Origin of the sequence: Pseudomonas sp. S5F11, assembly GCF_019641515.1 — a bacterium.
Taxonomy (GTDB): domain Bacteria; phylum Pseudomonadota; class Gammaproteobacteria; order Pseudomonadales; family Pseudomonadaceae; genus Aquipseudomonas; species Aquipseudomonas rhodesiae.
In genome coordinates, this window is record NZ_JAIFJZ010000001.1 from 3,127,170 (window position 1) to 3,153,450 (window position 26,281).

General features: G+C 61.3%; 26 protein-coding genes and 1 pseudogene. 13 read left to right on the plus strand and 14 right to left on the minus strand.

Features of this window, described 5'->3' with window-relative positions; genetic code table 11:
• Window positions 1-2 precede the first annotated feature (2 nt).
• A complete protein-coding gene (locus K1567_RS14135) occupies window positions 3-530 on the plus strand; it encodes a fimbrial protein (protein WP_169867901.1) in 528 nt (175 codons plus the stop codon).
• An 88-nt stretch (window positions 531-618) separates the two neighbouring features.
• On the opposite strand, the gene K1567_RS14140 is transcribed toward K1567_RS14135, so the two are convergent.
• The 3 genes from K1567_RS14140 to K1567_RS14150 all read right to left on the minus strand — a co-directional run bounded on the left by K1567_RS14140 (window position 619) and on the right by K1567_RS14150 (window position 2,363).
• Complete coding sequence (locus tag K1567_RS14140; RefSeq protein WP_169867900.1) at window positions 619-1,548, minus strand: phasin family protein; 930 nt, start codon at window positions 1,546-1,548, stop codon at window positions 619-621.
• Window positions 1,549-1,560: 12 nt separating this feature from the next.
• The gene (locus tag K1567_RS14145) at window positions 1,561-1,983 is read right to left on the minus strand and encodes a phasin family protein (RefSeq protein WP_034095488.1); all 423 of its coding nucleotides are present in this window, start codon (window positions 1,981-1,983) and stop codon (window positions 1,561-1,563) included.
• Window positions 1,984-2,087: 104 nt separating this feature from the next.
• Window positions 2,088-2,363: a polyhydroxyalkanoic acid system family protein gene (locus K1567_RS14150; RefSeq protein ID WP_034095487.1), complete on the minus strand. Its 276-nt coding sequence runs from the start codon at window positions 2,361-2,363 to the stop codon at window positions 2,088-2,090.
• A 158-nt stretch (window positions 2,364-2,521) separates the two neighbouring features.
• Here K1567_RS14150 and ubiE point away from each other — a divergent pair, with 158 nt between their 5' ends.
• The 12 genes and pseudogenes from ubiE to K1567_RS14205 all read left to right on the plus strand — a co-directional run bounded on the left by ubiE (window position 2,522) and on the right by K1567_RS14205 (window position 12,588).
• Window positions 2,522-3,292: a bifunctional demethylmenaquinone methyltransferase/2-methoxy-6-polyprenyl-1,4-benzoquinol methylase UbiE gene (gene ubiE / locus K1567_RS14155; protein WP_034095486.1), complete on the plus strand. Its 771-nt coding sequence runs from the start codon at window positions 2,522-2,524 to the stop codon at window positions 3,290-3,292.
• Complete coding sequence (locus K1567_RS14160; protein ID WP_034095485.1) at window positions 3,292-3,915, plus strand: SCP2 domain-containing protein; 624 nt, start codon at window positions 3,292-3,294, stop codon at window positions 3,913-3,915. The genes ubiE and K1567_RS14160 overlap by 1 nt, the downstream gene beginning before the upstream one ends.
• The gene (ubiB, locus tag K1567_RS14165; RefSeq protein WP_034095484.1) at window positions 3,912-5,516 is read left to right on the plus strand and encodes a ubiquinone biosynthesis regulatory protein kinase UbiB; all 1,605 of its coding nucleotides are present in this window, start codon (window positions 3,912-3,914) and stop codon (window positions 5,514-5,516) included. The genes K1567_RS14160 and ubiB overlap by 4 nt, the downstream gene beginning before the upstream one ends.
• Before the next feature lie 41 nt (window positions 5,517-5,557).
• The gene (hisI, locus tag K1567_RS14170; protein WP_034095483.1) at window positions 5,558-5,950 is read left to right on the plus strand and encodes a phosphoribosyl-AMP cyclohydrolase; all 393 of its coding nucleotides are present in this window, start codon (window positions 5,558-5,560) and stop codon (window positions 5,948-5,950) included.
• 2 nt (window positions 5,951-5,952) lie between these two features.
• Window positions 5,953-6,285: a phosphoribosyl-ATP diphosphatase gene (locus K1567_RS14175; RefSeq protein WP_003209299.1), complete on the plus strand. Its 333-nt coding sequence runs from the start codon at window positions 5,953-5,955 to the stop codon at window positions 6,283-6,285.
• Between the two features lie 26 nt (window positions 6,286-6,311).
• Entirely contained in the window at window positions 6,312-6,590 is a 279-nt protein-coding gene (locus tag K1567_RS14180) for a twin-arginine translocase TatA/TatE family subunit (protein WP_017738835.1), read from the plus strand.
• A 10-nt stretch (window positions 6,591-6,600) separates the two neighbouring features.
• Window positions 6,601-6,999, plus strand: coding sequence for a Sec-independent protein translocase protein TatB (gene tatB / locus K1567_RS14185; RefSeq protein WP_220698584.1), 399 nt, complete (start codon window positions 6,601-6,603; stop codon window positions 6,997-6,999).
• Complete coding sequence (tatC, locus tag K1567_RS14190; RefSeq protein WP_034095481.1) at window positions 6,996-7,787, plus strand: twin-arginine translocase subunit TatC; 792 nt, start codon at window positions 6,996-6,998, stop codon at window positions 7,785-7,787. Before tatB ends, tatC begins: the two co-directional genes overlap by 4 nt.
• On the plus strand, window positions 7,784-8,491 hold the full coding sequence (locus K1567_RS14195; protein ID WP_034111410.1) for a 16S rRNA (uracil(1498)-N(3))-methyltransferase: 708 nt from the start codon (window positions 7,784-7,786) through the stop codon (window positions 8,489-8,491). Before tatC ends, K1567_RS14195 begins: the two co-directional genes overlap by 4 nt.
• 185 nt (window positions 8,492-8,676) lie before the next feature.
• Window positions 8,677-9,639, plus strand: a pseudogene (locus tag K1567_RS28000) (methyl-accepting chemotaxis protein); the annotation flags it as partial.
• A gap of 144 nt (window positions 9,640-9,783) precedes the next feature.
• On the plus strand, window positions 9,784-10,497 hold the full coding sequence (locus K1567_RS28005) for a methyl-accepting chemotaxis protein (protein ID WP_371263977.1): 714 nt from the start codon (window positions 9,784-9,786) through the stop codon (window positions 10,495-10,497).
• Window positions 10,498-10,680: 183 nt separating this feature from the next.
• Window positions 10,681-12,588 (plus strand): methyl-accepting chemotaxis protein, encoded by a 1,908-nt coding sequence (locus tag K1567_RS14205; protein WP_034095478.1) that lies wholly within the window; start codon window positions 10,681-10,683, stop codon window positions 12,586-12,588.
• Window positions 12,589-12,603: 15 nt separating this feature from the next.
• On the opposite strand, the gene K1567_RS14210 is transcribed toward K1567_RS14205, so the two are convergent.
• From K1567_RS14210 to hutH, 11 genes are all read right to left on the minus strand, one after another.
• The gene (locus tag K1567_RS14210) at window positions 12,604-13,338 is read right to left on the minus strand and encodes an amino acid ABC transporter ATP-binding protein (RefSeq protein ID WP_220698585.1); all 735 of its coding nucleotides are present in this window, start codon (window positions 13,336-13,338) and stop codon (window positions 12,604-12,606) included.
• Entirely contained in the window at window positions 13,331-14,290 is a 960-nt protein-coding gene (locus K1567_RS14215) for an amino acid ABC transporter permease (protein ID WP_169867899.1), read from the minus strand. Before K1567_RS14215 ends, K1567_RS14210 begins: the two co-directional genes overlap by 8 nt.
• Window positions 14,291-14,422: 132 nt before the next feature.
• Window positions 14,423-15,220 carry a transporter substrate-binding domain-containing protein gene (locus K1567_RS14220; RefSeq protein ID WP_034095475.1) on the minus strand — a complete coding sequence of 266 codons (798 nt, stop codon included), beginning with the start codon at window positions 15,218-15,220 and terminating at the stop codon, window positions 14,423-14,425.
• A gap of 219 nt (window positions 15,221-15,439) precedes the next feature.
• On the minus strand, window positions 15,440-16,237 hold the full coding sequence (locus K1567_RS14225; protein ID WP_034095474.1) for a transporter substrate-binding domain-containing protein: 798 nt from the start codon (window positions 16,235-16,237) through the stop codon (window positions 15,440-15,442).
• Between the two features lie 187 nt (window positions 16,238-16,424).
• A complete protein-coding gene (gene mdoH / locus K1567_RS14230; protein ID WP_220698586.1) occupies window positions 16,425-18,995 on the minus strand; it encodes a glucans biosynthesis glucosyltransferase MdoH in 2,571 nt (856 codons plus the stop codon).
• Complete coding sequence (locus K1567_RS14235; protein WP_187696826.1) at window positions 18,988-20,667, minus strand: glucan biosynthesis protein G; 1,680 nt, start codon at window positions 20,665-20,667, stop codon at window positions 18,988-18,990. The genes mdoH and K1567_RS14235 overlap by 8 nt, the downstream gene beginning before the upstream one ends.
• Window positions 20,668-20,991: 324 nt before the next feature.
• A complete protein-coding gene (dtd, locus tag K1567_RS14240; protein ID WP_034095472.1) occupies window positions 20,992-21,429 on the minus strand; it encodes a D-aminoacyl-tRNA deacylase in 438 nt (145 codons plus the stop codon).
• The gene (gene pip / locus K1567_RS14245) at window positions 21,426-22,397 is read right to left on the minus strand and encodes a prolyl aminopeptidase (RefSeq protein ID WP_034095471.1); all 972 of its coding nucleotides are present in this window, start codon (window positions 22,395-22,397) and stop codon (window positions 21,426-21,428) included. The genes dtd and pip overlap by 4 nt, the downstream gene beginning before the upstream one ends.
• Window positions 22,398-22,699: 302 nt before the next feature.
• Window positions 22,700-23,500: an N-formylglutamate deformylase gene (gene hutG, locus K1567_RS14250; protein ID WP_040265741.1), complete on the minus strand. Its 801-nt coding sequence runs from the start codon at window positions 23,498-23,500 to the stop codon at window positions 22,700-22,702.
• Between the two features lie 11 nt (window positions 23,501-23,511).
• On the minus strand, window positions 23,512-24,717 hold the full coding sequence (hutI, locus tag K1567_RS14255) for an imidazolonepropionase (protein WP_220698587.1): 1,206 nt from the start codon (window positions 24,715-24,717) through the stop codon (window positions 23,512-23,514).
• Between the two features lie 15 nt (window positions 24,718-24,732).
• Window positions 24,733-26,265 (minus strand): histidine ammonia-lyase, encoded by a 1,533-nt coding sequence (hutH, locus tag K1567_RS14260; RefSeq protein WP_034111397.1) that lies wholly within the window; start codon window positions 26,263-26,265, stop codon window positions 24,733-24,735.
• Window positions 26,266-26,281 lie beyond the last annotated feature (16 nt).

Consider the following 26,281-nt stretch of genomic DNA (forward strand, 5'->3'; position numbering starts at 1 on the left):
CGATGAACATTCGCGCGCCGGCGGTTTGGCTGGCAATCACTGTGGGCGTGGCCAGCCATGGGGTTCAGGCCGCCACCACGGGGACTTTGACTTTTGTCGGCCAGATCAACGCCGGCACCTGCAACCTGGCGGCCGGCGATGAGAACCGCACCATTACCTTGCCCACCATCAAGGTCTCGGACTTCGATGCGGCGGCCAGTACGGGCGCGTTTGATTTCGAGATTTCCGCCGACTGCGAGTCGGATATCAACACTGTGATTTTTCTGTTCTCCGGCACCCCTTCAACGGGGAACGCCCAACTGTTTTCCAATACTGGGACCTCGGGGGGAACAGCCCTGCAGCTCATACACCGCGGCTCCCCCGCGTATGCCATCCCCGCCAACGGCACCGTGGACCAGCGCAGCCGTAGCATCGCAACTGCCGGCAATAAAGCAGTGATGCCGCTTACGGCGGCGTACCACAAAACCGGGGAACCCCTCACCCACGGGAGTCTGGCCAGCGCCGTTACCGTTTCGATCACTTACAACTGATGGCGCTGGCGTTGTTGCCGGCAAAGATCAGCGGGTACAAAAAAACCCGACCTTCGCAGGCCGGGTATTTTTGGATGTCCCGGAAAAATCAGGACTGACTGGAAGGCGTCGGGGTAGCCGGCGTTGCAGTCGGGGTAGCGGCAGCCGGCGTCGGCGCGGAGACCGAGTTGGCTGTAGAGGCGGTGGATGCTGGAGCTGCAGGTTTGGTTGCCGCTGCCGGTTTGGCGGCCGTAGGTTTTTTGGCGGCGGCGGGCTTCTTCGCTGCGGCGGGCTTGGCAGCAGGTTTGGCGGCGGGCTTGGCCGCTGCGGTTTTCGCCGCAGGCTTGGCGGCCGGTTTCGCCGCAGCCTTAGCTGCTGGCTTGGCTGCAGGCTTGGCGGCGGCTTTGGTCGCAGGCTTGGCAGCCGCTTTGGCAGCGACCGGTTTAGCGGCGGCTTTTGCAGCCGGCTTGGCTGCTGCGGTTTTGGCCGCAGGCTTGGCCGCCGCTTTCGCCGGCGCCTTGGCCGCGGTTTTTGTTGCAGGTTTGGCGGCGGCTTTCACCAACGGCTTGGCGGCAGTTTTTGCGGCCGGTTTAGCCGCTGCGGTTTTGGCCGCAGGTTTGGCGGCGGCGGTTTTCACGGGTGCCACTTTAGCGCCGGTGAGTTTTTCGATTTGCTTGGTCAGCGTGTCGACCTTGCTGTGCAACGTCTTCAGCTCCGCTTTGCTGGGTACGCCCAAGCGCGAAATGGCACTGTTGAGGCGCTTGTCGAAGGTCTCTTCCAACTTGCCCCAGGTGTCGGAAATGCTTGCCTTGGCCGAACCTGCACTGGCCTTGGCCGCATCGACTTTCTTGCCAACGGTGGTCTTGGTCAACTTCTCGGCTTTTTCGCCGTCTTTAACCAAGGTCTCGAAGTACTTGCCGCCATCACTGCTGACCTTCGAGTACACGCCTAAACCAGCAAGCCAGATCTTACGGGAGTATTTTTCAACTTCCCCGATCCACGAGCTGCCTTCTTTCTGAGTATTCTTTTTAACAGCCATCCCGTTGTCTCCTTAATGTTTACGCGCGACACGTTCGAGCAATGCCGTCAGCTCTTCGAGCTTAGCAGAGAGTGTCTCCACGTCATGTTTAGACGCAATGCCGATTCGATTCAAGGCACTTGCAACGCGAGTATCAAAAGCTTTTTCAACTTTATCCAGCTGAACTTCTACCCGACCTTTGACCGCAGTGACATTACTCTTTACTTGGTCAATCTGACTGTTGGCGGCATCAAGTTGTTCAACGGCAACTTTTTTGCCTTTACTTTCAATATCTTGACCGCTCTTAACCAGCTCTTTGAAATACTCGCTGCCCTCACTGCCGACCTTCGCATAGGCCCCCAGGCCCGCCAGCCAGATCTTGCGCGCGTAGGATTTAACATCGCTCAGGGCGCGGGTTGGAGTGTCGATTTTTTTCTTCAGGATAACGTTGGCCATGGTGCACCTCACACAGAATAGGGGGGAGGAACGGCCCGCAGGAGTTGTGGGCTTGGGCACAAAGTAGGAGGAAAAATTAGAATCGGCACCCTAACCCTAAGAAGTCAGGCCAAGGCTTTGTCCAGGGCTTTTTCGATTTCGGACTTGAGGGTGCCGCTCATGGCGGACATCAATAGGCCAAGTTCCACATCGATACGCAGCGAATCGTCAGCCACAAGTACGGTGCCTTTAACCCCGGAACGCTTGAGGCTCAAGGTATCGCCAGACCATGACGACTCCAGGCCATATTTTTCCTTGAGTTTGTTCGCCAACTTGTCGGCCTTTGCCCGTGCGCCTTCTTTACCCAGGGAGTGTGCACGCTCAACGGTGATACGGGCCATTGCGATGATTCCTCTTGCAGAGACTTGAAAAATAGAGACTTGCACAACGTGAATGCGGCAAAACGTCTCGGCGCCCTTCTATCTTACCTGCAGCCTTGCCAAGACAAAGCAAGCCTTGGGGATTATCATGTGCCGCATTCTCTTTTGGTGACAGCGATATGACTGATCAGCGCAAAGGCAGCGATGCCGAACCCACCACTCACTTCGGCTTCAAGAACGTCCCGGAAAGCCAGAAAGCGGAAAAAGTCGCTGAGGTGTTCCACTCTGTAGCCGCCAAGTACGACCTGATGAACGATGTGCTTTCCGGCGGCATGCACCGCTTGTGGAAGCGCTTTACCATCGAATTGTCGGGCGTACGCCCCGGCAATCGCGTGCTGGACATCGCCGGCGGCACGGGCGACCTGGCCGCCAAGTTCTCCAAGCTCGTCGGCCCGACTGGCCAGGTGGTGCTGGCGGACATCAACGGTTCGATGCTCAAGGTCGGCCGTGACCGTCTGCTCGACAAAGGCGTGGCCGGCAATATCGAATTCGTCCAGGCCGACGCTGAAAAGCTGCCGTTCCCCGACAACCATTTCGACTGCGTGACCATCGCCTTCGGCCTGCGCAACGTGACCCATAAAGAAGACGCGATCCGCTCGATGCTGCGCGTACTCAAACCGGGTGGCCGCCTGTTGGTGCTGGAGTTCTCCAAGCCGACCAACGCGCTGATGTCCAAGGTCTACGACACCTACTCCTTTGCCTTCATGCCGCTGATGGGCAAGCTGATCACCAATGACGCCGAGAGCTACCGCTACCTGGCCGAATCGATCCGCATGCACCCCGACCAGGAGACCCTGAAGTCGATGATGGTGGAAGCCGGTTTTGACCGTGTGACTTACCACAACATGACCTCGGGCATCGTCGCCCTGCACCGCGGCATCAAGCCCTGATGCTGCTGCAAGGTCTTCTCGCCAGCGTCGAGCACGGCCTCAACCGTGTGCTGCGCCTGGACAGCACTGCCCTGGCGCGGCTCGCACACCTTAACGGCAACGTCATCGCCGTCGACTGCCGCAGCCCCGCCTTGCAGCTGTTTATCCTGCCCAGCGATGAAGGCCTGATGCTGGCGACCCAGTGGGCCGCCGACGCCGACTGCACCCTGCGTGCGCCGGCATCGAGCCTGCTGCACCTTGCGCTGAGCCGCAACAAGACCGCCATCCTGCACAGCACCGAAGTTGAGCTGGAAGGCGACAGCGCGGTGCTGATGGACCTGGCCGCCGTGCTGCAGGATCTGGAACTGGACTGGGAATACGAACTCTCGCGCTGGATCGGCCCCGTCGCCACCCAGTTGATCAGCGGTCACGTGCGCAGCCGCACGCGCTGGTACCAGCAGGGATTCGCCAGCCTTAACCAGAACCTCGCCGAATACCTGAGCGAAGAATCGCGCACTCTGGTCGGGCAACGGGAAGCGCAAGCGCGCTTTCGCGAACTCGACAAGGCCAAACTCGACCTGGAACGTCTTGAGGCGCGCTTCGAGCGCCTGAGCCGTTCCCTTGATCCAAGCGATAACGCATGAAGCTGCTCGCCGTCCGCCGTTTGTTCCGTATCCAGCGCGTCGTAATCCGCTACCGTCTCGATGACCTGCTGTTCGCCCTGCCCTTGCCATGGTTCCTGCTGGCGGTGCGCTATGTACTGCCGTGGCGCTGGCTGCCCCGCAAACGGCTGGAGCTCAGCCGCGGTGCGCGCCTGCGCCTGGCATTGCAGGACCTGGGGCCGATCTTCATCAAGTTCGGGCAAATTCTCTCCACCCGCCGCGACCTGCTGCCCGAAGACATCGCCGACGAGCTGATGCTGTTGCAGGACCGCGTGCCGCCCTTCGATTCGCAACAGTCGATGGCGCTGATCGAAGAGCAACTGGGCAAAAAGATCAGCGAGGTGTTCAGGCGCTTCGACGTCGAGCCCCTGGCCTCGGCCTCCGTGGCGCAAGTGCACGCCGCGCAACTCAAGACCGGCGAAGAAGTGGTGGTGAAGGTGATTCGCCCGGGCCTCAAGCCGATCATCGGCCAGGACCTGGCATGGCTGTTTATCCTCGCCCGCGCCGCCGAGCGTTTCAGCGCCGATGCACGCTTGCTGCACCCGGTGGACGTGGTCGCCGACTACGAAAAAACCATCTACGACGAACTCGATCTGCTGCGTGAAGCGGCCAACGCCAGCCAATTGCGGCGCAACTTCGAAGGCTCGCAACTGCTGTATGTGCCGCAAGTGTATTGGGACTGGTGCCGCCCTAAAGTGCTGGTGATGGAGCGCATCTATGGCGTGCAGGTCACCGACCTGGCCACCCTGGCCGACCAGCGCACCGACATGAAGATGCTCGCCGAACGCGGCGTGGAGATTTTCTTCACCCAGGTGTTCCGCGACAGTTTTTTCCACGCCGACATGCACCCGGGCAATATCTTCGTCAGCACCGTCAACCCGTGGAGCCCGCAGTACATCGCGATCGACTGCGGCATCGTCGGCAGCCTCACTCCGGAAGACCAGGATTACCTGGCGCGCAACCTGTTCGCCTTCTTCAAGCGCGACTACCGCCGCGTGGCGCAATTGCACATCGATTCGGGCTGGGTGCCGGCGGAGACCAAGCTCAATGAGTTCGAAGCGGCAATCCGTACCGTGTGCGAGCCGATCTTTGAAAAACCATTAAAAGATATTTCATTTGGCCAGGTACTGATGCGCCTGTTCCAGACCGCGCGGCGCTTCAATATGGAAGTGCAGCCGCAGTTGGTCCTGCTGCAAAAAACCTTGCTCAACATCGAAGGCCTGGGCCGCCAGCTGTACCCGGACCTCGACCTGTGGAATACCGCGCAGCCGTTCCTGGAACGTTGGATGCGCGAGCGCATGAGTCCAAAGACCATGCTGGGCAACCTGCACAGCCAGTTCGAACAGCTGCCGCACCTGGCCAATATGACCCGTGACCTGCTTGAGCGCATGTCCCAACCCCACGCCAAAGACCCCGCGCCACCGTGGCAAAAACGCAAGGACGACTGGTTTCTGCGCCTATTGGGCGCGGCGCATCTGGTGGGTGGCGTGATGCTGGCGATCGGCGGGCCGCTGAACCAATTGGGCCATTGGCCGGCCGGGATCATGGTCGCCGTGGGTGTTTATCTGATTGTGCGGCGATAGCCGATCCAGTTATACACTGTTGCAAATTGCCGGAGCCGAACATGAAAGACTGGCTGGACGAAATCAAATGGGACAGTGACGGCCTTGTGCCAGCCATTGCTCAGGACTACAAGACCGGGCGCGTGCTGATGATGGCCTGGATGAACCGCGAGGCCCTGAGCCTCACCGCCGCTGAGCAGCGCGCCATCTACTGGTCACGTTCGCGTGGCAAACTGTGGCGCAAGGGCGAAGAGTCCGGGCATGTGCAGACCCTGCACGAGCTGCGTCTGGATTGCGATGGGGATGTCATCATCCTGAAAGTCGAGCAGATCGGCGGCATTGCCTGCCACACCGGCCGTCACAGCTGCTTCTATCGCGTGTTCGAGGACGGCGAGTGGAAAGTGGTCGAACCGGTGCTCAAAGACCCGCACGCCATTTACTCCGCAGGACACTGAACATGAGCGATACCCTGAACCGTGTGGCCCAGGTGCTGGAGGACCGCAAAGGTGCGGACGCCGACAGCTCCTACGTCGCCAGCCTGTACCACAAGGGCTTGAACAAGATCCTGGAGAAGCTCGGCGAAGAATCGGTCGAGACCATCATTGCCGCCAAGGACGCCCAGATCAGTGGCGACTGCAGCGATGTGATCTACGAGACCGCCGACCTGTGGTTCCACAGCCTGGTCATGCTCGCCCAACTGGGGCAGCATCCGCAGGCCGTGCTGGATGAACTGGACCGTCGCTTCGGCCTGTCCGGGCACGCCGAAAAGGCCTCGCGCCCGTCCGCTTGAATAACGTTGATTAGAGGATTTGCAGCATGGGCATTTTTGACTGGAAACACTGGATCGTCATTCTGGTGGTAGTGGTGTTGGTGTTCGGCACCAAGAAACTGAAAAACCTCGGCACCGACGTCGGCGAGTCGATCAAGGGCTTTCGCAAAGCCATGAACGACGATGAAAAACCCGCCGACCCTGCGGCCAATCCGGTGCCACCGGCCCAGCCTGTGCACCCCCAGGCCGCCCAGCCGATCACCGAGCGTCGCACCTTCGACGTGCAGGCTGAAAAAGTCGAAGAGCCGACCCGCAAAGACTCGTGAGCACTGACTAATGTTTGGTATCAGCTTCTCTGAACTGCTCCTCGTCGGCCTCGTGGCCCTGTTGGTGCTGGGGCCGGAACGCCTGCCCGGTGCCGCACGCACGGCCGGGCTGTGGATCGGGCGCCTGAAACGCAGTTTCAACGCCATCAAACAGGAAGTTGAACGGGAAATCGGCGCGGACGAGATCCGCCGACAACTGCACAACGAACACATCCTGTCGTTGGAGCAAGAGGCGCGCAAGATCCTGTCGCCCGTGCAGGAGCCGGCCAAACCGGTGGAGCCGGTGGCTGAACACAGCATTGCACCAGCCCCAGCCGCCGACACCGCTCCAACCCCGAAAGAGCCAGTACCGGCGCCCACCGCGTCGCCCGCTCCCCATGACCCTACATTGCCGCCGCGAGCCCCATGAGCGCTGATAAACCGGAAAACGACCAGCACATGCCGCTGGTCTCGCACCTTACCGAGCTGCGTACCCGCCTGCTGCGTTGCGTAGCGGCGATCTTCATCATCTTTGCCGGGCTGTTCGCCTTTACCCAGCAGATCTACACGTTCGTCTCCACGCCGTTGCGCCAGTACCTGCCGGCCGGCGCGACGATGATCGCCACCGATGTGTCCTCGCCGTTCCTCACGCCGTTGAAGTTGACGATGATGGTCTCGCTGTTCCTGGCGATCCCGGTGATCCTGCATCAGATCTGGGGCTTTATCGCTCCGGGCCTGTACAAGCATGAGAAACGCATCGCGGTGCCGTTGCTGGTGTCGAGCATCCTGCTGTTCTACACCGGCATGGCCTTCGCCTACTTCCTGGTGTTCCCGCTGATCTTCAAATTCTTCGCCGCCGCCACACCTGCCGGCGTGGAGATGATGACCGACATCACCAGCTACCTCGACTTCGTGATGACGCTGTTCTTCGCCTTTGGCGTGGCCTTCGAGATCCCGGTGGCGGTGGTGCTGCTGGTATGGATCGGCGTGGTCAATGTGCAGTACCTGAAGAAGATCCGCCCGTACGTGATCATCGGCTGCTTCGTGGTCGGCATGATCCTGACCCCGCCGGACATCTTCTCCCAGACCCTTCTGGCCGTGCCGATGTGGATGCTGTTCGAGATCGGCATCCTGTTCAGCGGCCTGATCAGCAAGCGCAGCGACCACCCGGATGACCAACCCGCCGACGACGACCAGCCGCCAGCGACCCAGCCGTGAACCTGCTGCTGCTGGAAGACGCCGACTTTATCGCGGCCGACCGAGTGATCCTGCGGGATCGACGCCTGGTGCATATGCAGGACGTCCACCGCGCGGCGGTGGGCGACAACCTGCGCGTCGGCCGCATCGGCGGGCTGATGGGCAATGCGCACCTGCTGCGCCTTGAGGCCGCCGAGGCCGAGTTACAGGTCAGCTTCGACCTGCCGCCGCCGGCCAAACTGCCCCTGACCCTATTGCTGGCCCTGCCCCGCCCGAAGATGCTGCGCCGAGTGCTGCAAACCGTGGCGGCCATGGGTGTGCCCAAGGTGGTGCTGGTCAATAGCTACCGCGTAGAGAAAAGTTTCTGGCAGACCCCGTTCCTGGAGCCCGAGGCGATCCGTGAGCAACTGATCCTGGGCCTGGAGCAAGCCCGCGACACCGTGCTGCCCGAGATCATCATCGAAAAGCGCTTCAAGCCGTTCGTTGAAGACCGTCTGCCGGCCATGACCGAGGGCACTTTGGGCCTGATCGGTCATCCGGGGGATTACCCGGCCTGCCCGCGCGGCTTGGATGAACCGGTCACCCTGGCGATTGGACCGGAAGGCGGCTGGATCCCCTACGAGGTGGAATTGCTGACCAAGGCCGGCTTGCAACCGGTGCAACTCGGTGCACGTATCCTGCGCGTCGAAACGGCCGTGACGGCTCTCCTTGCCCGCCTGTTCTGACGCCCCCAACTGCTGATTCCTACAGAAACGCCCTAGGCAGCCGATAAGGCTTGGATAAGTCCAAGCCTTGTTCCAGGGGAGTTTGCAGCATGTATCGTTGGTTAGCCGAAAAACTGGGGAATGTCAGTGTCAAAACCAAGCTGGCGGTAGGCTTTGGCCTGGTGCTGCTGCTGACCCTATTGATCATGCTCACTGGCTGGACCGGGCTGTCGGGGGTAATCAGCCGAGGGGACAAACTGGGTTATATCGCCAGCCTCAATGACTTGACCAAGGACTTGCGCATTGCGCGCCTGGACTATGAAATGCGTCGCGGCGAACAGGGAACCACCGCCGTCAGCGGGCTGCTGGGGCAACTGGACAGCGGCCTTAAAACCGCGCGCACACTGATCGAACAACCCGCCGATATCGCCTTGATCGAAGACCAACTAGCAGCGGTCGAAACCTACAAACGCGCCTTCGAGGCCATGGCACAAGCCGGTGCCAACCGAGAGAACGCCCGTAGCAAGCTGGGCGATACCGCCGACAACGCGGTGGCTAAGGTCGCTGAAGTTGAAAAGGCTCTATTGCAAGGCGACAGCGTCAGCCAGTTCAACAGCATCGTCGAACTGAGCAAGCTGATTCAGCAGGCCCGCTTCCAGGTTCGTGGCTACACCTACAGCGGCAAAGTCGAAGCCGAACAGCCCGCGCTGGATGCCATTGATAACGCCCTCAAGAAAATTGCCAGCCTCAACGGCCAGATTGGCGATCAATTCTCGAACAATCTGGGACAGGCCAGCGTCTCGTTGCAAGCCTACCGCGCAGCGGTCAGCCAATTCCGGGACTCCCAATTGGCCAGCGCTGCTGCCCTGAAAATCATGGGCGCCCAAGGCGATATCCTGATTGATCGCAGCAACAAACTGACTGACTCTCAGACTGTCGTGCGCGACACCGACGCCGCCCACGCAAAAAACCTGTTGCTGCTCGCGACCATCCTGGCACTGATCTTCGGCCTCGTGGCCGCATGGGCCATCACCCGCCAGATCATCCTCCCGCTGGAGCAGACCCTCAAAGTCGCGGAGCGCGTCGCCTCGGGCGACTTGAGCCACAACCTGACCTCGCTGCGCCAGGACGAACTGGGTCAACTGCAACGGGCCATGCAAAGCATGACCGTGGGCCTGCGTGAGTTGATCGGCGGTATCAGCGATGGCGTGACCCAGATCGCCAGCGCCGCCGAACAGCTGTCCGCCGTGACCGAACAGACCAGTGCCGGGGTCAACAGCCAGAAGGTCGAGACCGATCAGGTGGCCACCGCCATGAACGAAATGGCCGCCACCGTGCAGGAGGTGGCGCGCAATGCCGAGGAAGCCTCCGAAGCCGCCGTGGCTGCCGACCAGCAGGCCCGTGAGGGCGACAAGGTGGTGGGCGAGGCGATTGCCCAGATCGAACGCTTGGCCACCGAGGTCGGCAACTCCACCGAGGCCATGGGCGATCTCAAGCGCGAAAGCGACAAGATCGGCAGCGTGCTCGACGTGATCAAGTCCGTGGCCCAGCAAACCAACCTGTTGGCACTCAACGCCGCGATTGAAGCGGCACGGGCCGGTGAAGCCGGGCGCGGGTTCGCCGTGGTGGCCGATGAAGTGCGCAGCCTGGCGCAGCGCACCCAAAAGTCCACCGAAGAGATCGAAGAGCTGATTGCCGGCCTGCAAACCGGCACTCAGCAGGTGGCGGCCATCATGGACAACAGCCGCGGCCTCACCGACAGCAGTGTCGAACTGACCCGCCGCGCCGGCAGTGCCCTGGCCAGCATCACCCGTACCGTATCGACGATCCAGGCGATGAACTCCCAGATCGCCACCGCCGCCGAGCAGCAGAGCGCCGTGGCCGAAGAGATCAACCGCAGCGTGTTGAACGTGCGCGACATCTCGGAACAGACCGCCGCCGCCAGCGAAGAGACTGCCACGTCGAGCACCGAACTCGCGCGCCTGGGCACCCACCTGCAAGCCCTGGTCGGCCGCTTCCGCGTCTGACCCCCCTGTGTCACGGCGACCTGCCTCGGGTCGCCGTTGTCAGCCTGTGAAATTTCCTACGAGTTTTTCAGGCTCTCCCCACCGACAACAGAACTAGCGTTGAACTCAGTTCACCGCGTTAGCGCGCCCGTGGTGCGCCGATACGTTGACGAACGTCCCTCGTTCACTTGTCGGAGGTTAACCATGCTTCGTCGAATGACTCACCTATTGGGCGACGCCAGCGTCACCCTCAAACTGGCCCTGGGCTTCGCCCTGGTACTGGCCCTGAGCCTGGTCATCGCCGTGACCGGCTGGCAGGCCCTGGCCGCATCCCTTTACCGCTCGCAAACCCTCACCGTGCTCGCGCAATTGGCCGTGGCCGGCGAAGAACTGCGCTCCGATCGCATCGTTTACCGCACGCTGGACGATGCCAAAAGCCTCGATCGATTAAGCCACGGCATGGAAAAAGTCGAGGCCGCGCTGGCAGAGCTCTCCAACCGCCTCAAAGTCGCCCAGTCCATTCAGTATTTACAGGAGATGACGCGTCTGTCCGATGCGTTCAAAACGACCCTCAAGGACATACCCACCCGCGTGGAGAAACGGGAAAACGCCCGCGAGCAATTGAAACAAAGCACCGTGCGCATCGGCGATGTACTGGCGCAATTGGCCAGCGACCTGCCGGATCAGGAGGATGAAAAGGCCTTGGATGCTATCGAGAATCTCCGACAGGCCATTGGGCACGCCGAAGACAGCGCCCAGAGCGCGGCCTGGGCCGCCGATTCGCTGGAGGCCTACGCCCAGGCCGTCAGCGACGCGGAGCGCAGCCTGGAACTGACCCTCGCCGCCGTGGCGAAGCTGCCGGTGGATAACAGCGCGCTGACCAACGCCGTGCAAAGCATCCGCACCCATCTCACCCGCCTCAAGGAGGCGCAACTGAGCACCGAGACCGCGCAAGCCCAGTTGGAGCAACAGCTGGATCAACTGCTCGCGCAGAGCGACCTGTTGAGCCAGGACCAGACCCAACGACGCGACCTCGCCGCCGATCACGCCCGTACCCAGACCTTGGCGACCACGGCCGCCGCGCTGATCTTCGGCGCCTTGGCCGCGTGGGTTATCGCCGGGCAGATCGTCAAGCCATTGCGCAAAGCCCTGGCGGTGGCCAATCGCATTGCCGAAGGCGACTTGAGCCATGATGTCCAGACCCGACGCCGGGACGAATTGGGCCAATTGCAGTGCAGCATGACGCAAATGACGCTCAACCTGCGCGCCCTGATCGGCAACATCAGCGACAACGCCAGGCAGATCGCCAGCGCCGCCGAGGAGCTGTCCACGGTCACCGAACAGACCCGTTCGGGAGTCAACAATCAACGCGACGAAACCGAACAGGTCGCCACCGCCATGAACGAAATGCTGGCCACCGCCCAGGAAGTGGCGCGGCATGCTGAACAGGCGTCGATCGCCGCCAAGCAGGCCAACCAGCAAACCGAGCTGGGCGACCGAGTGGTGACGGATGCCGTGGCGCAGATCGAGCATCTGGCCCATGAAATGGCGCGCTCCAGCCAAGCCATGTTGGGGCTGCAACGGGAGAGCCAGAAGATCGGCAGCGTACTGGAAGTGATCAAGTCGGTGTCGCAGCAGACCAACCTGTTGGCCCTCAACGCCGCCATCGAAGCGGCCCGTGCTGGGGAGGCCGGGCAAGGCTTTGCGGTGGTCGCCGATGAAGTGCGCAGCCTCGCCCAACGCACCCAGCAGTCCGCCGAGGAAATCGAGGAACTGATCGGCGGTCTGCACAGCGGCACGCAACAGGTGGCCGACATTATGGACAACAGCCGTGCGCTGACCGATCAAAGCGTCGGCCTGACCCGCAACGCCGGCGAGGCCTTGATGGAGATCGCACGCACGGTGGGAGTGATTCAGGAAATGAACCCACAGATTGCCGCGGCGGCCGAGGAGCAGAGCGCGGTGGCCGAAGAGATCAATCGCAGCGTGTTGAAGGTGCGGGACGTGTCGGAACAGACCGCCACCGCCAGTGAGCAAACGGCCGCGGCAAGCACTGAACTGGCCCGGTTGGGCACGGATCTGCAGGCATGTGTGGGGCGGTTCAAGGTCTGAACGCGCCCCGGCCGGTTACAGCACCTGGCGCAGGAAGGCTTGGGCGCGCGGATCCTTGGGGGCCTCGAAGAACGCGGCGGGGGCCGCGTCTTCCAGCAACTTGCCGTGATCGAAGAACAGCACACGGTCGGCCACTTCGCGGGCAAAGCCCATTTCGTGGGTGACGCAGACCATGGTCATGCCTTCCAGGGCCAGGGTCTTCATCACATCGAGCACTTCACCGACCATTTCCGGGTCGAGGGCCGAGGTGGGCTCGTCGAACAGCATCACTTTAGGGTCCATCGCCAAGGCCCGGGCGATGGCTACCCGCTGTTGCTGACCGCCGGACAAGCGGGATGGAAACTCGTTGGCCTTTTGCGCGATACCGACCTTCTCCAGCAGCGCCAAAGCCTTGGCCTCACGCTCCTGCTTACCGCGCTTGCGCACGACTTTCTGCGCCAGGCACAGGTTTTCCAGCACGGTCATATGGGGGAACAGGTTGAAGTGCTGGAACACCATGCCGACTTCGCGGCGATAGGCGTTCACGTCGGTTTTCGGATCGGCCAGTTGCAGGCCGTCGATGCTCACCGAGCCCGAGTCGAATGCTTCCAGGCCATTGAGGCAGCGCAGGAAGGTGGACTTGCCGGAACCGGACGGGCCGATCACCACCAGCACTTCGCCCTTGGCCACCTGGGTGGTGACGTTATCCACCGCGCGGACGACCTGCCCACGGGTATCGAAGACTTTTACCAGATCGCGGACTTCAATCACTTTGCGCGAGCCTCCGCTCAAGCCGGCTGGCCATTTTCGACAGCGGCAGGTTGATCAGCAGGTACAGGCCTGCGACGCAGAACAGGATTTCGAACGGTGAGAACGAGGTGGTGATCACTTCGCGGCCGCTCTTGAGCAGTTCGGTGATGGCGATCACCGAAACCAGCGAGGTGTCCTTGACCAGGCTGATAAATTGCCCGGCCAGCGGCGGCAACACGCGCTTGAACGCCTGGGGCAACACGACGTGACGCATCGACTGGCTGGCACTCAGGCCCAGGGATCGCGCGGCCTCGTTCTGACCACGGGTGATCGACTGCACACCGGCGCGCACGATTTCCGCCACATAGGCGCCGGTAAACAGCGACAGCGCGGCGATCCCGGCAAATTCGCGGGAAAGGTTGAGCACCGTGCCGATAAAGAAATAGAAAATGAAGATCTGCACCAGCAGCGGCGTGCCGCGCACCAATTCGACATAGATCGTCGACAGGTCGCGCAGGGTCGGGTTGCTGGACAAGCGGCACAGGCCGGTCGCCAGACCGATCACCAGGCCCAGGATGCCGGACACCACCGACAGCCACAACGTGGTCCACAGCCCCCACATCAACGGGCCCAACGCCCAGTGCCGGGTCACACCGACCACATCGCCCTCGGCCACATCATCGCCGCGGGCCACTTGCAAGCTGTTGTCGGCGACAGCGAGCTTTTGCTCGACGCCCGCGTCATTGCGCAAGGTGACTTCGGCCACGTCGCCATTGCGTACCAGCTCAACGACGGTGGAGATATCCGCCGCACGCTGGGCAGTTTCCGCCTGATAGGCGAAGTACTGCGGTACGCGGTTCCAACGCCATTCGTAGGACATCAGCGAGGTGGCGTAATACAAGGCGCCGGCCAAGCCAACCAGCACGACCACCGTCAGCAGGTGCCAGGGCCATTGGGCTTTTTTCTGTTTCATTGATCTTTCCGGATGTGTGTTGCCTGGTAGGCCGCCATTGTGGGCACGCCCACTCCCACACTTGACCGAGTTCCAACAGTCAAATGTGGCAGTCTTGCCCGCGATGGGCGCTACGCGGTGTTCAGTCGGACCTTATTCCATGTCCTTGAGCCACTCGGAGCTCTTGAACCACTTGTCATGGATTCGATCGTAGGTGCCGTCGTTCTTGATCTGGTGCAGGAAGTTGTTGATGAAGTTGATGCTGTCGTAGTCGCCTTTCTTCAAACCGAACGCCAGGGGCTCGAAGGTGAACGGTTCGTCCAGGAACACCAGTTTGCCATTGCCGACTTTCTTCTCGGCCACCACGTTGTACGGCGCGTCATACACAAAGGCATCGGCCTTGCCGTTGACCACGTCCAGCACACCTTCCTGCTCGTTGTCGTAGCCGTGGTACTTGGCCTTGGAGATCAGCTTCTTGGCGACCATTTCACCGGTGGTGCCGAGCTTGGAAGTCAGGCGGTATTTCTCGTCGTTCAGGTCTTTGTAGGACTTGATGGTGCCTTCCAGGTCCTTGCGGATCAGCAGGGTCTGGCCGACCACGATGAACGGTTCGCTGAAGTTCAGGCGCAGGTTGCGTTCCTGGGTCAGGGTCATGCCGCTGCCGATCATGTCGAACTTGCCGGTCAAGAAGGCCGGGATGATGCCGTCATAGCCGGTGGAGACCAGCTCCAGCTTGACGCCCATGGACTTGGCCATGGCCTTGAGGATGTCGACTTCGAAACCGATGATTTCGCCGCGCTTGTCCGTCATTTCGAACGGCATGTAAGTCGGGTCCATCCCGACTTTCAGCGTGCCGCGCTTGACCGCATCGTCGATGGCGCCGGCCTGGGCCGCAGTGGCCGCGACCAGTGCGGTGACGCCTAGCAGCAGCATCGAAAGATACTTTTTCATCATCAAGTCCCCTGAACGATTCTTATAAGGTCGGCGCACAAAAGGGCTGCGCCATTTCGGGGTGCGATCCTAACCCACTCACTGCCGGTCACAAAGGTTTCACGGGTAATTGTTATTGCGCATGTCAGAAAAACCCCACAACGCGACGATCCAGCACAGGGGGTAGACACGCGCCCAGGTCATGAAGGCAGATAACTGTTGTGTAAGCAGTTATGACTTTCAATCGATTTCCGCCAGCCAGTCCGTGTCCTTGAACCACTTGTCATGCAGGCGATCGTAGGTGCCGTCCTGGGCGACCTGATTCAAGAAATGATTGATCCAGTTGAGGCTGTCGAAGTCGCCTTTCTTCAAACCAAAGGCCAGCGGTTCGAAGGTGAACGGCTGCTCCAGCAAGAGCAAAGCACTGTTTTCCGCACGGCTCAGGGCGATCAGGTTATAGGGCGCATCGTGGATAAACGCATCGGCCTTGCCATCCACCACGTGGCGCACACCCTCCTCCGGGGTGGCGAAACGGCTCAATCGCGCCGCCCCCAAAAAGCGCCGCGCCGCGGCTTCGCCGGTGGTGCCTTCGGTGGTGGCGATGCGGTAATGGGGATCGTCCAGGTCTTCAACACTGGTGACCTTGCCGACCAGGCTGGGATGCAGCAACACGGTTTGGCCTACCACAATGAAGGAGTCGCTGAAGTTGAGCTTCAGGTTGCGCTCCTGTGTCACGGTCATGCCACTGCCGATCATGTCGAACTTTCTGGCCAGCAACCCCGGTACCAACTCGGTGTAAGGCACCGAGACCAGTTCAAGCTCCACGCCCATGGCCTGGCTCATGACCGTGAGCAGGTCGATTTCAAAGCCGACGATGCGCCCCTGCTTATCGGTCATTTCGAAGGGCACATAGGTGGGAGTGGTGCCCACTTTCAGCACACCGCGCCGTACAGCATCGTCTATAGCGCCTGCCTGCACGTCCTGTTGTACCCAGGCGACGGCGCTCAGCAGCAACGCCGCACAATACCTTTTGATCATGAATCCCCCTGTGGCCGAAACGAATTGGGGGGCGATCCTACCCCAGCCACGGGCACGTCAATACGCCCTTGGCAGGGGGTATTTTGTTTCGAAATTACAAGGAGTTAGCTAGCTTTTGGAGGGAAAGAAATCGTTGTAGGAAAAGCGCTTGAAACACCCCCGAGGTAAGCCCTCGGGGGTGTTTGAATCAGGCCGGTTGGGCCTGGGACGACAGCGGTTGCAGAGGCAGCAACGGCGCGTGCGGGTCAGCCTTGATCGACTCACGCCAGGCGGCGAGCCACTCGGCGTGCCCTTCGCTCCAGACCAGCTCGTGCAGGCGGGCCAGGGCCACCGGATCACTGAGCAAGGCCACACGTTCGGCATTGTTGAGGCCGGCGGGGCCGACTTTCAGCGCATGGCGCACGCGTTCGGCACGCAGGTACTCGATCGGCTCGGCCTGACCGTGACGCGACGTCGCCAAGGCACAGGCCAGGGCGTTCTGCTGCGGGTCGACCACCGAGCGCACGAAGCCGTCGTGCAGGGCGTGCCAACGGTTTTCGTGGGTGTACTTGTCGGTCGACACCAGCGCCTGGGGCGGATTGTATTCCTCAGGGATCAGGAACAGGCTCTCGTCACGGGACTTGAGGCCCAGGTTCACCCGACTGGAGATCACCGACACCGGGATCGACAACATCAGCGACCCGACAATCGGCACCAGCCACCACAGGAAGCTTGGGTTCAACCACACCACCAGCAGAGCCCACAGGAAGCCCAGCAAGGTTTGCGTGCCGTGGCGCTTGAACGCTTCGCCCCAGGTGGTGGAGTCGTCATCACGCTTTGGCGAATTCCAGGTCGCGGCCCAGCCGAGGAACGCGGCGAGCACGAAACGGGTGTGGAAAATCATCCGCACCGGCGCCAGCAGCATGGAAAACAGCATTTCCAGCAGCATGGACATCGTGACCTTGAACTTGCCGCCGAACTCCTTCGCGCCTTTGGCCCAGATCAGGATGATGCTCAGCAATTTAGGCAGGAACAGCAACACGATAGTGGTGGAGAACAACGCCACTGCTTTGTCCGGATGCCATTGCGGCCACAGCGGGTACAACTGGCGCGGCGCCATGAAGTACTGCGGCTCCATCAGGGTGTTCACCGCCAGCAACGCGGTGGACAGCACCAGAAACAGGAACCACAACGGCGCCGACAGGTAGGACATCACGCCGGTCAGGAACACCGCACGGTGCACCGGGTGCATGCCTTTAACCAGGAACAGACGGAAGTTCATCAGGTTGCCGTGGCACCAGCGACGGTCACGCTTGAGTTCGTCCAACAGGTTCGGCGGCAGTTCTTCATAGCTGCCCGGCAGGTCGTAGGCAATCCACACGCCCCAGCCGGCCCGACGCATCAGCGCCGCTTCTACGAAGTCGTGGGACAGGATGGAACCAGCGAACGCGCCTTTACCCGGCAACGGCGCCAGGGCGCAGTGCTCGATAAACGGCTTCATGCGGATGATTGCGTTGTGACCCCAATAGTGGGATTCACCCAGCTGCCAGAAGTGCAGGCCAGCGGTGAACAGCGGGCCATATACACGAGTGGCGAACTGCTGCATGCGCGCATACAGGGTGTCCATGCCCGACGCACGCGGCGCGGTCTGGATAATCCCGGCATCCGGCGTGGCTTCCATCAGGCGCACCAGGCTGGTCAGGCATTCGCCGCTCATCACGCTGTCGGCGTCGAGGACCACCATGTATTTGTAGTCACCGCCCCAACGACGGCAGAAGTCGTCGAGGTTGCCGCTTTTACGTTTGACGCGACGACGGCGACGGCGATAGAAGATCTTGCCGAAGCCACCGGCTTCGCGGCACACGTCGAGCCAGGCCTGCTGCTCGGCGATGCAGATGTCGGCGTCGTTACTGTCGCTGAGCACGAAAAAGTCGAAGCGGTCCAGGTCACCGGTCGCGGCCACCGATTCGAACGTGGCGCGCAGGCCGGCGAATACCCGGGGCACGTCTTCGTTACAGATCGGCATCACCAGCGCGGTGCGGGCGTCTTTCGGGATCGGCTCGTTGCCGGCACTTTTACCGGAGATCCGGTATTTATCGTGGCCAGTGAGCAACTCCAGGAAGCCCATCAGCGCTGTCCAGAAACCGGCCGACACCCAGCAGAACAAAATCCCGAACATGATCAGGATGCTGGTTTGCAGGGCGTAAGGCAGCACCTGGGTGGCGGTCTGCAGCAGGGTCTGATTGCGGATTTCGTCGAAGTCCACCAGCGACCAGCCCTGGTACGGCATGATGCCTTTCATGTACCAGCCGGCCACGATGGTCTGGCCGAGCATCAGCACCAGCAGGATATAGCGACGGATCGAACCGACGATGCGCCAGCGCGCGGCCGGCAATACCCGTTCATCCTTCGGCGGCTTGGGCGGGTTGCTGCGCCCGGTGAGGCGGCGCCAGCCGCGCACCAGAATATTGGTGCGCCACGGCTCCGGCACCACCCGGGTGCGATGGATCGGCGGCGTGGCTTTGAGGCATACGCGACCGGCAGCATCGACCGCAAGCATTTCGGCGTCTTGCAGCTCTTCGGCCGTGCTGAGGGTCAACCGGCGCCCCACCGACGCTTGAGCGGCGTCGACCGGTTCGTCGAAGGTCGCGGACGACAGGCGTTGATGCAATTCGGCGAAGGAGGAGCAGCCCGCCAGTTCGGCGCGCTGCTCTGCAGTCATCGGAAGATGCGCCAGATACTCGGACAGAGTCTCTGGCTGGACTTGAGAATTACTCATCGGCAGGCAACTGATAGCTCCAGGTTTCGGTCAGGACCTGTTCGGTCTTGATCGGCTCCGGTGTGGCTGGGGCAGCTTCTGGCTGCTTGGCTTCCTTGTCTTTGGCGTCTTTCTTGGCCTGTTTCTCGTGTTGCTTGGCCAATACCTTGTCGGCCTTGAGGACCTGGGTCGACACATGCTCAGGCTCTGGCTGAGCAACGTCCTGCACCAGGGCGGCACGCATTTCGGTCGGTTTGCTCGGGTCCTTGATCTTCATGCGCAGGGTCAGGCGCCAGCCTTTGGTGTGCTCGTTGTAACGCACGCTGTTCTCAACCAGTTCAGCGTTGTCACCCACGCTCACCTGGCTGCGCACAGGCGCGTCCGGCAGCAGTTTCTTCAGGGACGGGCCTTCGAAGTCCACCAGGTAAGCGACGCTGCCATCCGGCTGACGGATCAGGTTGGATTGCTTCACGTCACCAGTAGAACGCAGGGTCTGCTTGACCCAGGCGCTGTCCGGCGAATGGAACGCGGCGTCGTCCAGAGTCCAGTGCAGGCGGTAGGCTACGTCCAGCGGCTGACCGACTTCCGGCAGTTTTTCCGGGCTCCAGAACGCAACGATGTTGTCGTTGGTCTCGTCGGCGGTCGGGATCTCAACCAGGTCCACGGAGCCCTTGCCCCAGTCGCCTTCAGGTTCGATCCAGGCGCTTGGGCGCTTGTCGTAGTTGTCGTCCAGGTCTTCGTAGTGGCTAAAGTTGCGACCACGTTGCAGCAGGCCGAAACCGCGCGGGTTCTCTACGCTGAAATTGCTGACCGACAGGTGTTTAGGGTTGTTCAGTGGACGCCAGATCCACTCGCCGTTGCCGGCATGGATCGACAGACCGCTGGAGTCGTGCAGTTCGCGACGGTAGTTGAGCACTTTGGACGGCTGGTTCGCGCCGAACAGGAACATGCTGGTCAGCGGGGCCACCCCGAGTTTGCTGACCTTGTCGCGCAGGAACATCTGGGATTTGACGTCGACCACAGTGTCGGTGCCCGGACGCAGGATCAGGCGATAGGCGCCGGTCGCGCGCGGCGAATCCAGCAGGGCAAAGATCACCAGGTGCTTGTCACCCGGCTTTGGACGCTCGATCCAGAACTCGGTGAACCGCGGGAATTCTTCGCCGGACGGCAGCGCAGTGTCGATCGCCATGCCACGGGCGGACAGGCCATAGACCTGGTCCTTGCCCACGACGCGGAAGTAACTGGCGCCGAGCATGGTCATGATTTCGTCTTGCTTGTCGCTCTTATTGATCGGGAACAGAACACGGAAACCGGCATAACCCAGTTGTTCGGTGGCCTTAGGATCGAATTTCACATCACCGAAATCGAAACGCGACGGGTCGTATTTGATTTCCTGAACGCTGTCAGCGGTGACTTCGTTGATTTTCACCGGCGTATCGAAGTGCATACCCTGGTGATAGAAGGACAGCTTGAACGGGGTGTTCTGATCGGCCCACTCGGCTTTTTCATTGCGGAAACGAATTTTCTGGTAGTCCGCAAACTTCATTTCGCGGAATTCGTTCGGCAGATTGCTGCGCGGAGCTTCGTACTTCTGCCCGGCCAGCTCTTTCGCCTTGGCCGACACATCATCCAGACTGAATGCCCACAGTTGACCCGCGCCGAACAGGCAAAACAGGGCAGAGCCCGTCACCAGTGCGTTTCGTAACCGTTTGGCAGACAATTTTGGTGCATTACAGGGACTAACAATCACGAGCAACCCTCGCCGAAAACAGATCAAAAAACCAACGGCCAGCTATCTATATGCCAGGTTGGCGAGCATTGTTCCGACTCCCCTGGGTCAAAATGATTCCCCAATGGTTGTCGGACAAGTCTCTACCTAAGTCAAAAATGGACCAAACAACGCTGATCCCCGTAGCGCGCGATTATCTAGTAGCCCGCGAGACAACGCATCAGGGGCAACGAAGTATTTGTAGCGAAATCCTGCGTTTTTAAGCATTAAAAGTCGTTTTCAATACATTCACGTCTGCAAGAGGAAGGTCACAGGGCCATCATTGACCAAATGCACCTGCATATCCGCGCCAAAACGCCCCGACGCCACCCTGCCATGCAATTGTTGCGCTTGTAACAGCAAGTGCTCAAAAAGCGCCGCTCCCAGGGCCGGAGGGGCCGCCGTGGAGAAGCTGGGCCGCAAGCCGCTCTTGGTATCCGCCGCCAGGGTGAATTGCGAGACCAGCAGCAAACCGCCGTCAATGTCCTTGAGCGACAGGTTCATCTTGCCTTCGTCATCGCTGAACACCCGATAGTTCAGCAACTTGTGCAGCAATTTGTCGGCACTCTCAGGGGTATCTGAAGGCTCGACGGCCACCAGCACCAGCAACCCCTGATCGATGGCCCCTACGATTTCACCTGCTACCTCGACCCGGGCACCACGCACCCGTTGCAGCAGCCCCTTCATGCTTCTTCAGGCGGCAGGTCGAGCAAACGCCGGGCCATTTCGCCGGTCGCGCGCACCAGCGCGTCGGTGATGCCAGGCTCGGACGCCGCATGCCCCGCCTCGCGGATCACCTGCAGCTCGCTGTTGGGCCACGCCTGGTGCAACTCCCAAGCGTTATCCAACGGGCAGATCATATCGTAGCGCCCATGGATGATTACGCCAGGCAGGTGCGCAATCTTATGCATGTCACGGATCAGTTGGTTGGGTTCCAGGAACGAGTGGTTAGTGAAGTAATGGCACTCGATGCGCGCAATCGACAACGCCCGCTGCGGCTCGGAAAACCGCTCCACATGCTGCGGGCTCGGGCACAAGCCGAGCATGCGCCCTTCCCAGCCGGACCACGCCTTGGCCGCGTGCATCTGGGCGATCTGGTCGTTACCGGTGAGGCGCTTGTGATAGGCCGCGATCATGTCGTGACGCTCATCGGCCGGGATCGGCGCGATGTAGTCCTGCCAGTAATCCGGGAACAAGCGACTCGCGCCTTCCTGGTAGAACCAGTGGATGTCCTGCGGACGGGCCAGGAAGATGCCGCGCACGATCAGGCCATGCACGCGCTCGGGATGGGTTTGCGCATAGGCCAGGGCCAGGGTCGACCCCCAGGAGCCACCGAACAGCACCCATTTATCGATGCCCAGGTGCTCGCGGATGCGCTCCATGTCGGCGACCAGGTCCCAGGTGGTGTTGTTTTCCAGGCTGGCGCGTGGCGTGGAGCGACCGCAACCGCGCTGGTCGAAGGTTACGATGCGGTACAGGTTGGGGTCGAAATAGCAGCGGCTCTGGGCGTCGCAACCGGCGCCAGGGCCACCATGGATGAATACAACGGGCAAGCCTTCGGGAGAGCCACTTTCATCGACGTACAGGGTATGGGTGTCATCGACGGCCAGATCGTGCCGGGCGTAGGGTTTGATCTGCGGGTACCAAGTCTGCATTGCGCGCTCCGTAGGGGGTCGGGTTCATCCCTGGGGGGACGTATATTATTCTGCCGTCTGGCACTATAAACCCGAATTGTGCAATGAGCATGTCCTTGAGCGCTTAGACCTGTGTCAGCCCTTCGCTCCCCAGGTAAGCAAGGCTTGGGATGAGGGCTTGGCAGTGGTGAGCGGGCTCGCTCACCACAGAGTTATTTCAACCTTTGAGACTTATGTAGATACCTATGGCTATCGGGGGCAAGCCCCCTCCCACAGTTGGAACTGTATTTGGCTTAGGGTAAGGCCAACGCTGTAGATCCTCCCTAGCCGTAGCGCTTGCGTCCCCAGTCCAACAAACCTTCGAGCAACTGCTTCAATACCACTCGCGTCGGCTCAGCCAGGTCCGCGCGGTACTTGAACGGTTCGAACTCTTCCATATAGGTGCTCTGGCACAACTCCAGTTGCACGGCGTGGATATTCTCGGCCGGGTTGCCGTAATGCCGGGTGATATGCCCGCCCTTGAAGCGCCCGTTAAGCACATGGGTGTACTGCGTGTGCCTGGCGCAGATGGCTTCGAGCTGGCCGGCCAGTTCCGGGTCGCATGCCGCGCCGTTGAAGGTGCCGAGGTTGAAGTCCGGCAGTTTGCCGTCGAACAGGTGCGGGATCACCGAGCGAATCGAGTGCGCATCGAACAGCAACGCATAGCCGAACTCAGCCTTTAGCCGCGCCAACTCTTCTTGCAGCGCGCGGTGGTAGGGGCCCCAGATTTTCTGCAGGTAGGTCGCCCGTTCCTCCTCGGACGGCTCCTGGCCTTCGACAAACAACGGCACGCCATCGAACAGGGTTTTGGGGTACAGGCCGGTGGTGGCGCCGGCGTACAGCGGCGTGTCGTCGGAGGGTCGGTTCAGATCGATGACAAACCGCGAATACTCCGCCGACAAGGTGCTGGCACCCAATTCCTCAGCAAAGTCATACAGCAAAGGGATATGCCAATCGGTGTCCGGCAGGCTCTGCGCCTCGGGGATCAGCCCGGCCTTTACCGCAGGCGTGAGGCGCAGCCCGGCGTGGGGCATGCTGATCAGCAGCGGTGTGCGGCCTTGCTTGAAGTTCAGAACGTTATCCACAACGGTACTCCTTAAACGTTGACATCGACGCCATGGCGCACGACGCGTTTATCCAGTTCGCCGCCCAGCCAGTAAGCCAGGTCGGCCGGACGATCGATCTGCCAGGCGACAAAATCCGCGACCTTGCCCACTTCCAGCGAACCATGTGTGTCGCCCATGCCCAGCGCGCTGGCCGCATGTTGGGTAGCGCCGGCCAGGGCTTCTTCCGGGGTCATGCGGAACAAGGTGCAGGCCATGTTCAGCATCAGGCGCACAGACAGCGCCGGCGAGGTGCCGGGGTTGAGGTCGCTGGCGATGGCGATTTTCACACCGTGCTTGCGCAGGGCCTCCATAGGCGGCAACTGGGTTTCGCGTAGAAAGTAGAACGCCCCCGGCAGCAGTACCGCGACGGTGCCGGCGGCGGCCATGGCGATGGCGTCTTCTTCGGTCATAAACTCCAGATGGTCCGCCGACAATGCGTGATAACGCGCGGCGAGGCTGGAGCCGTGCAACGAGGACAACTGTTCGGCGTGCAGCTTCACCGGCAGGCCGAGTTGCTGCGCGACGTCAAACACTCGCGCCACTTGTGCCGGGGAAAACGCCAGGTATTCGCAAAACGCATCCACCGCATCCACCAGGCCTTCGGCCGCCAGGGCCGGCAGCATCTCCTGGCAGATATGCTCAATGTAGTCGTCGGCGCGGTCCTTGTACTCCGGCGGCAAGGCATGGGCGGCCAGGCAAGTGGCGCGCACGCTGACCGGCAGCGCCTCACCGAGACGGCGAATCACCCGCAGCAATTTGCGCTCGCTGGCCAAATCGAGGCCGTAGCCAGATTTGATTTCCACCGTGGTCACGCCGTCACGCAACAAACTGCGCAGGCGCTTATGGGCGCTGGCGAACAGTTCATCTTCACTGGCGGCGCGGGTGGCGCGTACGGTGCTGGCAATCCCACCGCCCTGCGCCGCGATCTCGGCATAGCTCACGCCTTCAAGGCGTTGCTCGAACTCACCGCTGCGATTGCCACCGAACACCGTGTGGGTATGGCAATCGATCAGCCCTGGGGTCACCCACGCGCCTTGCAGATTATGAACCTGGGCGTAATCCACGCTGGGCGCCTGGCTGCGCGGGCCGATCCACTCGATCAGCGAACCGGCGGTGACCATGGCCGCATCCTCGATGATCGAGTACTTGCCCTGGGCCATGGTTGCGACGTGGCAGTGTTGCCAAAGGGTTTTCATCCGACACTCCTTGGGTTACAGGCTCGGCAGCAACTGGCCCGGGACCAGCTCATTCAGGCAGCGGCTGGCGAGCAGTTCGCTGGCGGCGAGGATGTCCGGGGCGAAGAAGCGGTCCTTGTCGTAAAACGCCACTTGGCTGCGGAGGATGCCCCGGGCCTTTTCCAGTTTGGGGGAGGTTTTCAAGCCTTCGCGCAGATCCAGGCCCTGGCACGCCGCCAGCCATTCCACGGCGAGGATGCCACGGGTGTTTTCGGCCATTTCCCACAACCGCTTGCCGGCCGCCGGAGCCATCGACACGTGGTCTTCCTGGTTAGCCGAGGTCGGCAGGCTGTCGACACTATGGGGATGGGCCAGCGCCTTGTTCTCGCTGGCCAATGCGGCGGCGGTGACCTGGGCAATCATGAAACCGGAGTTGACCCCGCCATTGCCCACCAGGAACGGCGGCAACTGGGACATGTGCTTGTCCATCATCAGCGAGATACGTCGCTCACTGAGTGAACCGATTTCGGCGATGGCCAGCGCCATGTTGTCGGCGGCCATGGCCACCGGTTCGGCATGGAAGTTACCGCCGGAGATCACATCACCCTCGGCGGCAAAGACCAGTGGGTTATCCGATACGGCGTTGGCTTCCACCACCAGCACTTCGGCAGCCTGGCGCAACTGGGTCAGGCAGGCGCCCATCACTTGCGGCTGGCAACGCAGGGAATACGGATCCTGCACCTTGTCGCAGTTCTGGTGCGACTGCGACACCTGGCTGCTTTCGCCCAGCAGATCACGGTAGGCCGCCGCCGCATCGATCTGCCCACGCTGACCGCGAGCCGCATGGATGCGCGCATCGAACGGCGAGCGCGAGCCCAGCACCGCTTCCACGGTCAGACCACCGCACGCCAAGGCACCGGCGAACAGGTCTTCACCTTCGAACAGGCCGCGCAAGGCATAGGCGGTGGACACTTGGGTGCCGTTAAGCAGCGCCAGGCCTTCCTTCGCCGCCAGGGTCAGCGGCGCAAGGCCAGCGACCTTGAGCGCGTCTTTTGCTTCAAGCCATTCGCCTTTGTAGCGCGCCTTGCCTTCGCCGAGCAGCACCAGAGACATGTGGGCCAGGGGCGCCAAGTCACCGGACGCGCCCACGGAACCTTTCAACGGAATATGCGGGTAGACCTCGGCGTTGATCAGCGCGATCAGTGCATCGATCACCACGCGACGGATGCCGGAGAAACCACGGCTGAGGCTGTTGACCTTGAGCACCATCACCAATCGCACCAGTGCGTCGCTGATCGGCTCGCCGACACCGGCGGCGTGGGACAACACCAGGGAGCGTTGGAGGTTTTCCAGGTCTTCGCTGGCGATGCGCGTGGAGGCCAGCAGGCCGAAGCCGGTGTTGATGCCGTAGGCGGTGCGGTTTTCGGCGAGGATTTGCTCGACACAGGCCACGCTGGCGTCGATCTGCGCCGATGCGCTGGCATCCAGGCTGAGGGTTACCGGCTGCTGGTAGATAGCCCGCAGTTGGGCGAGGCTCAGTTGGCCCGGAATCAGGTTTAGCGCAGTCACAGTGATGCTCCTTTGG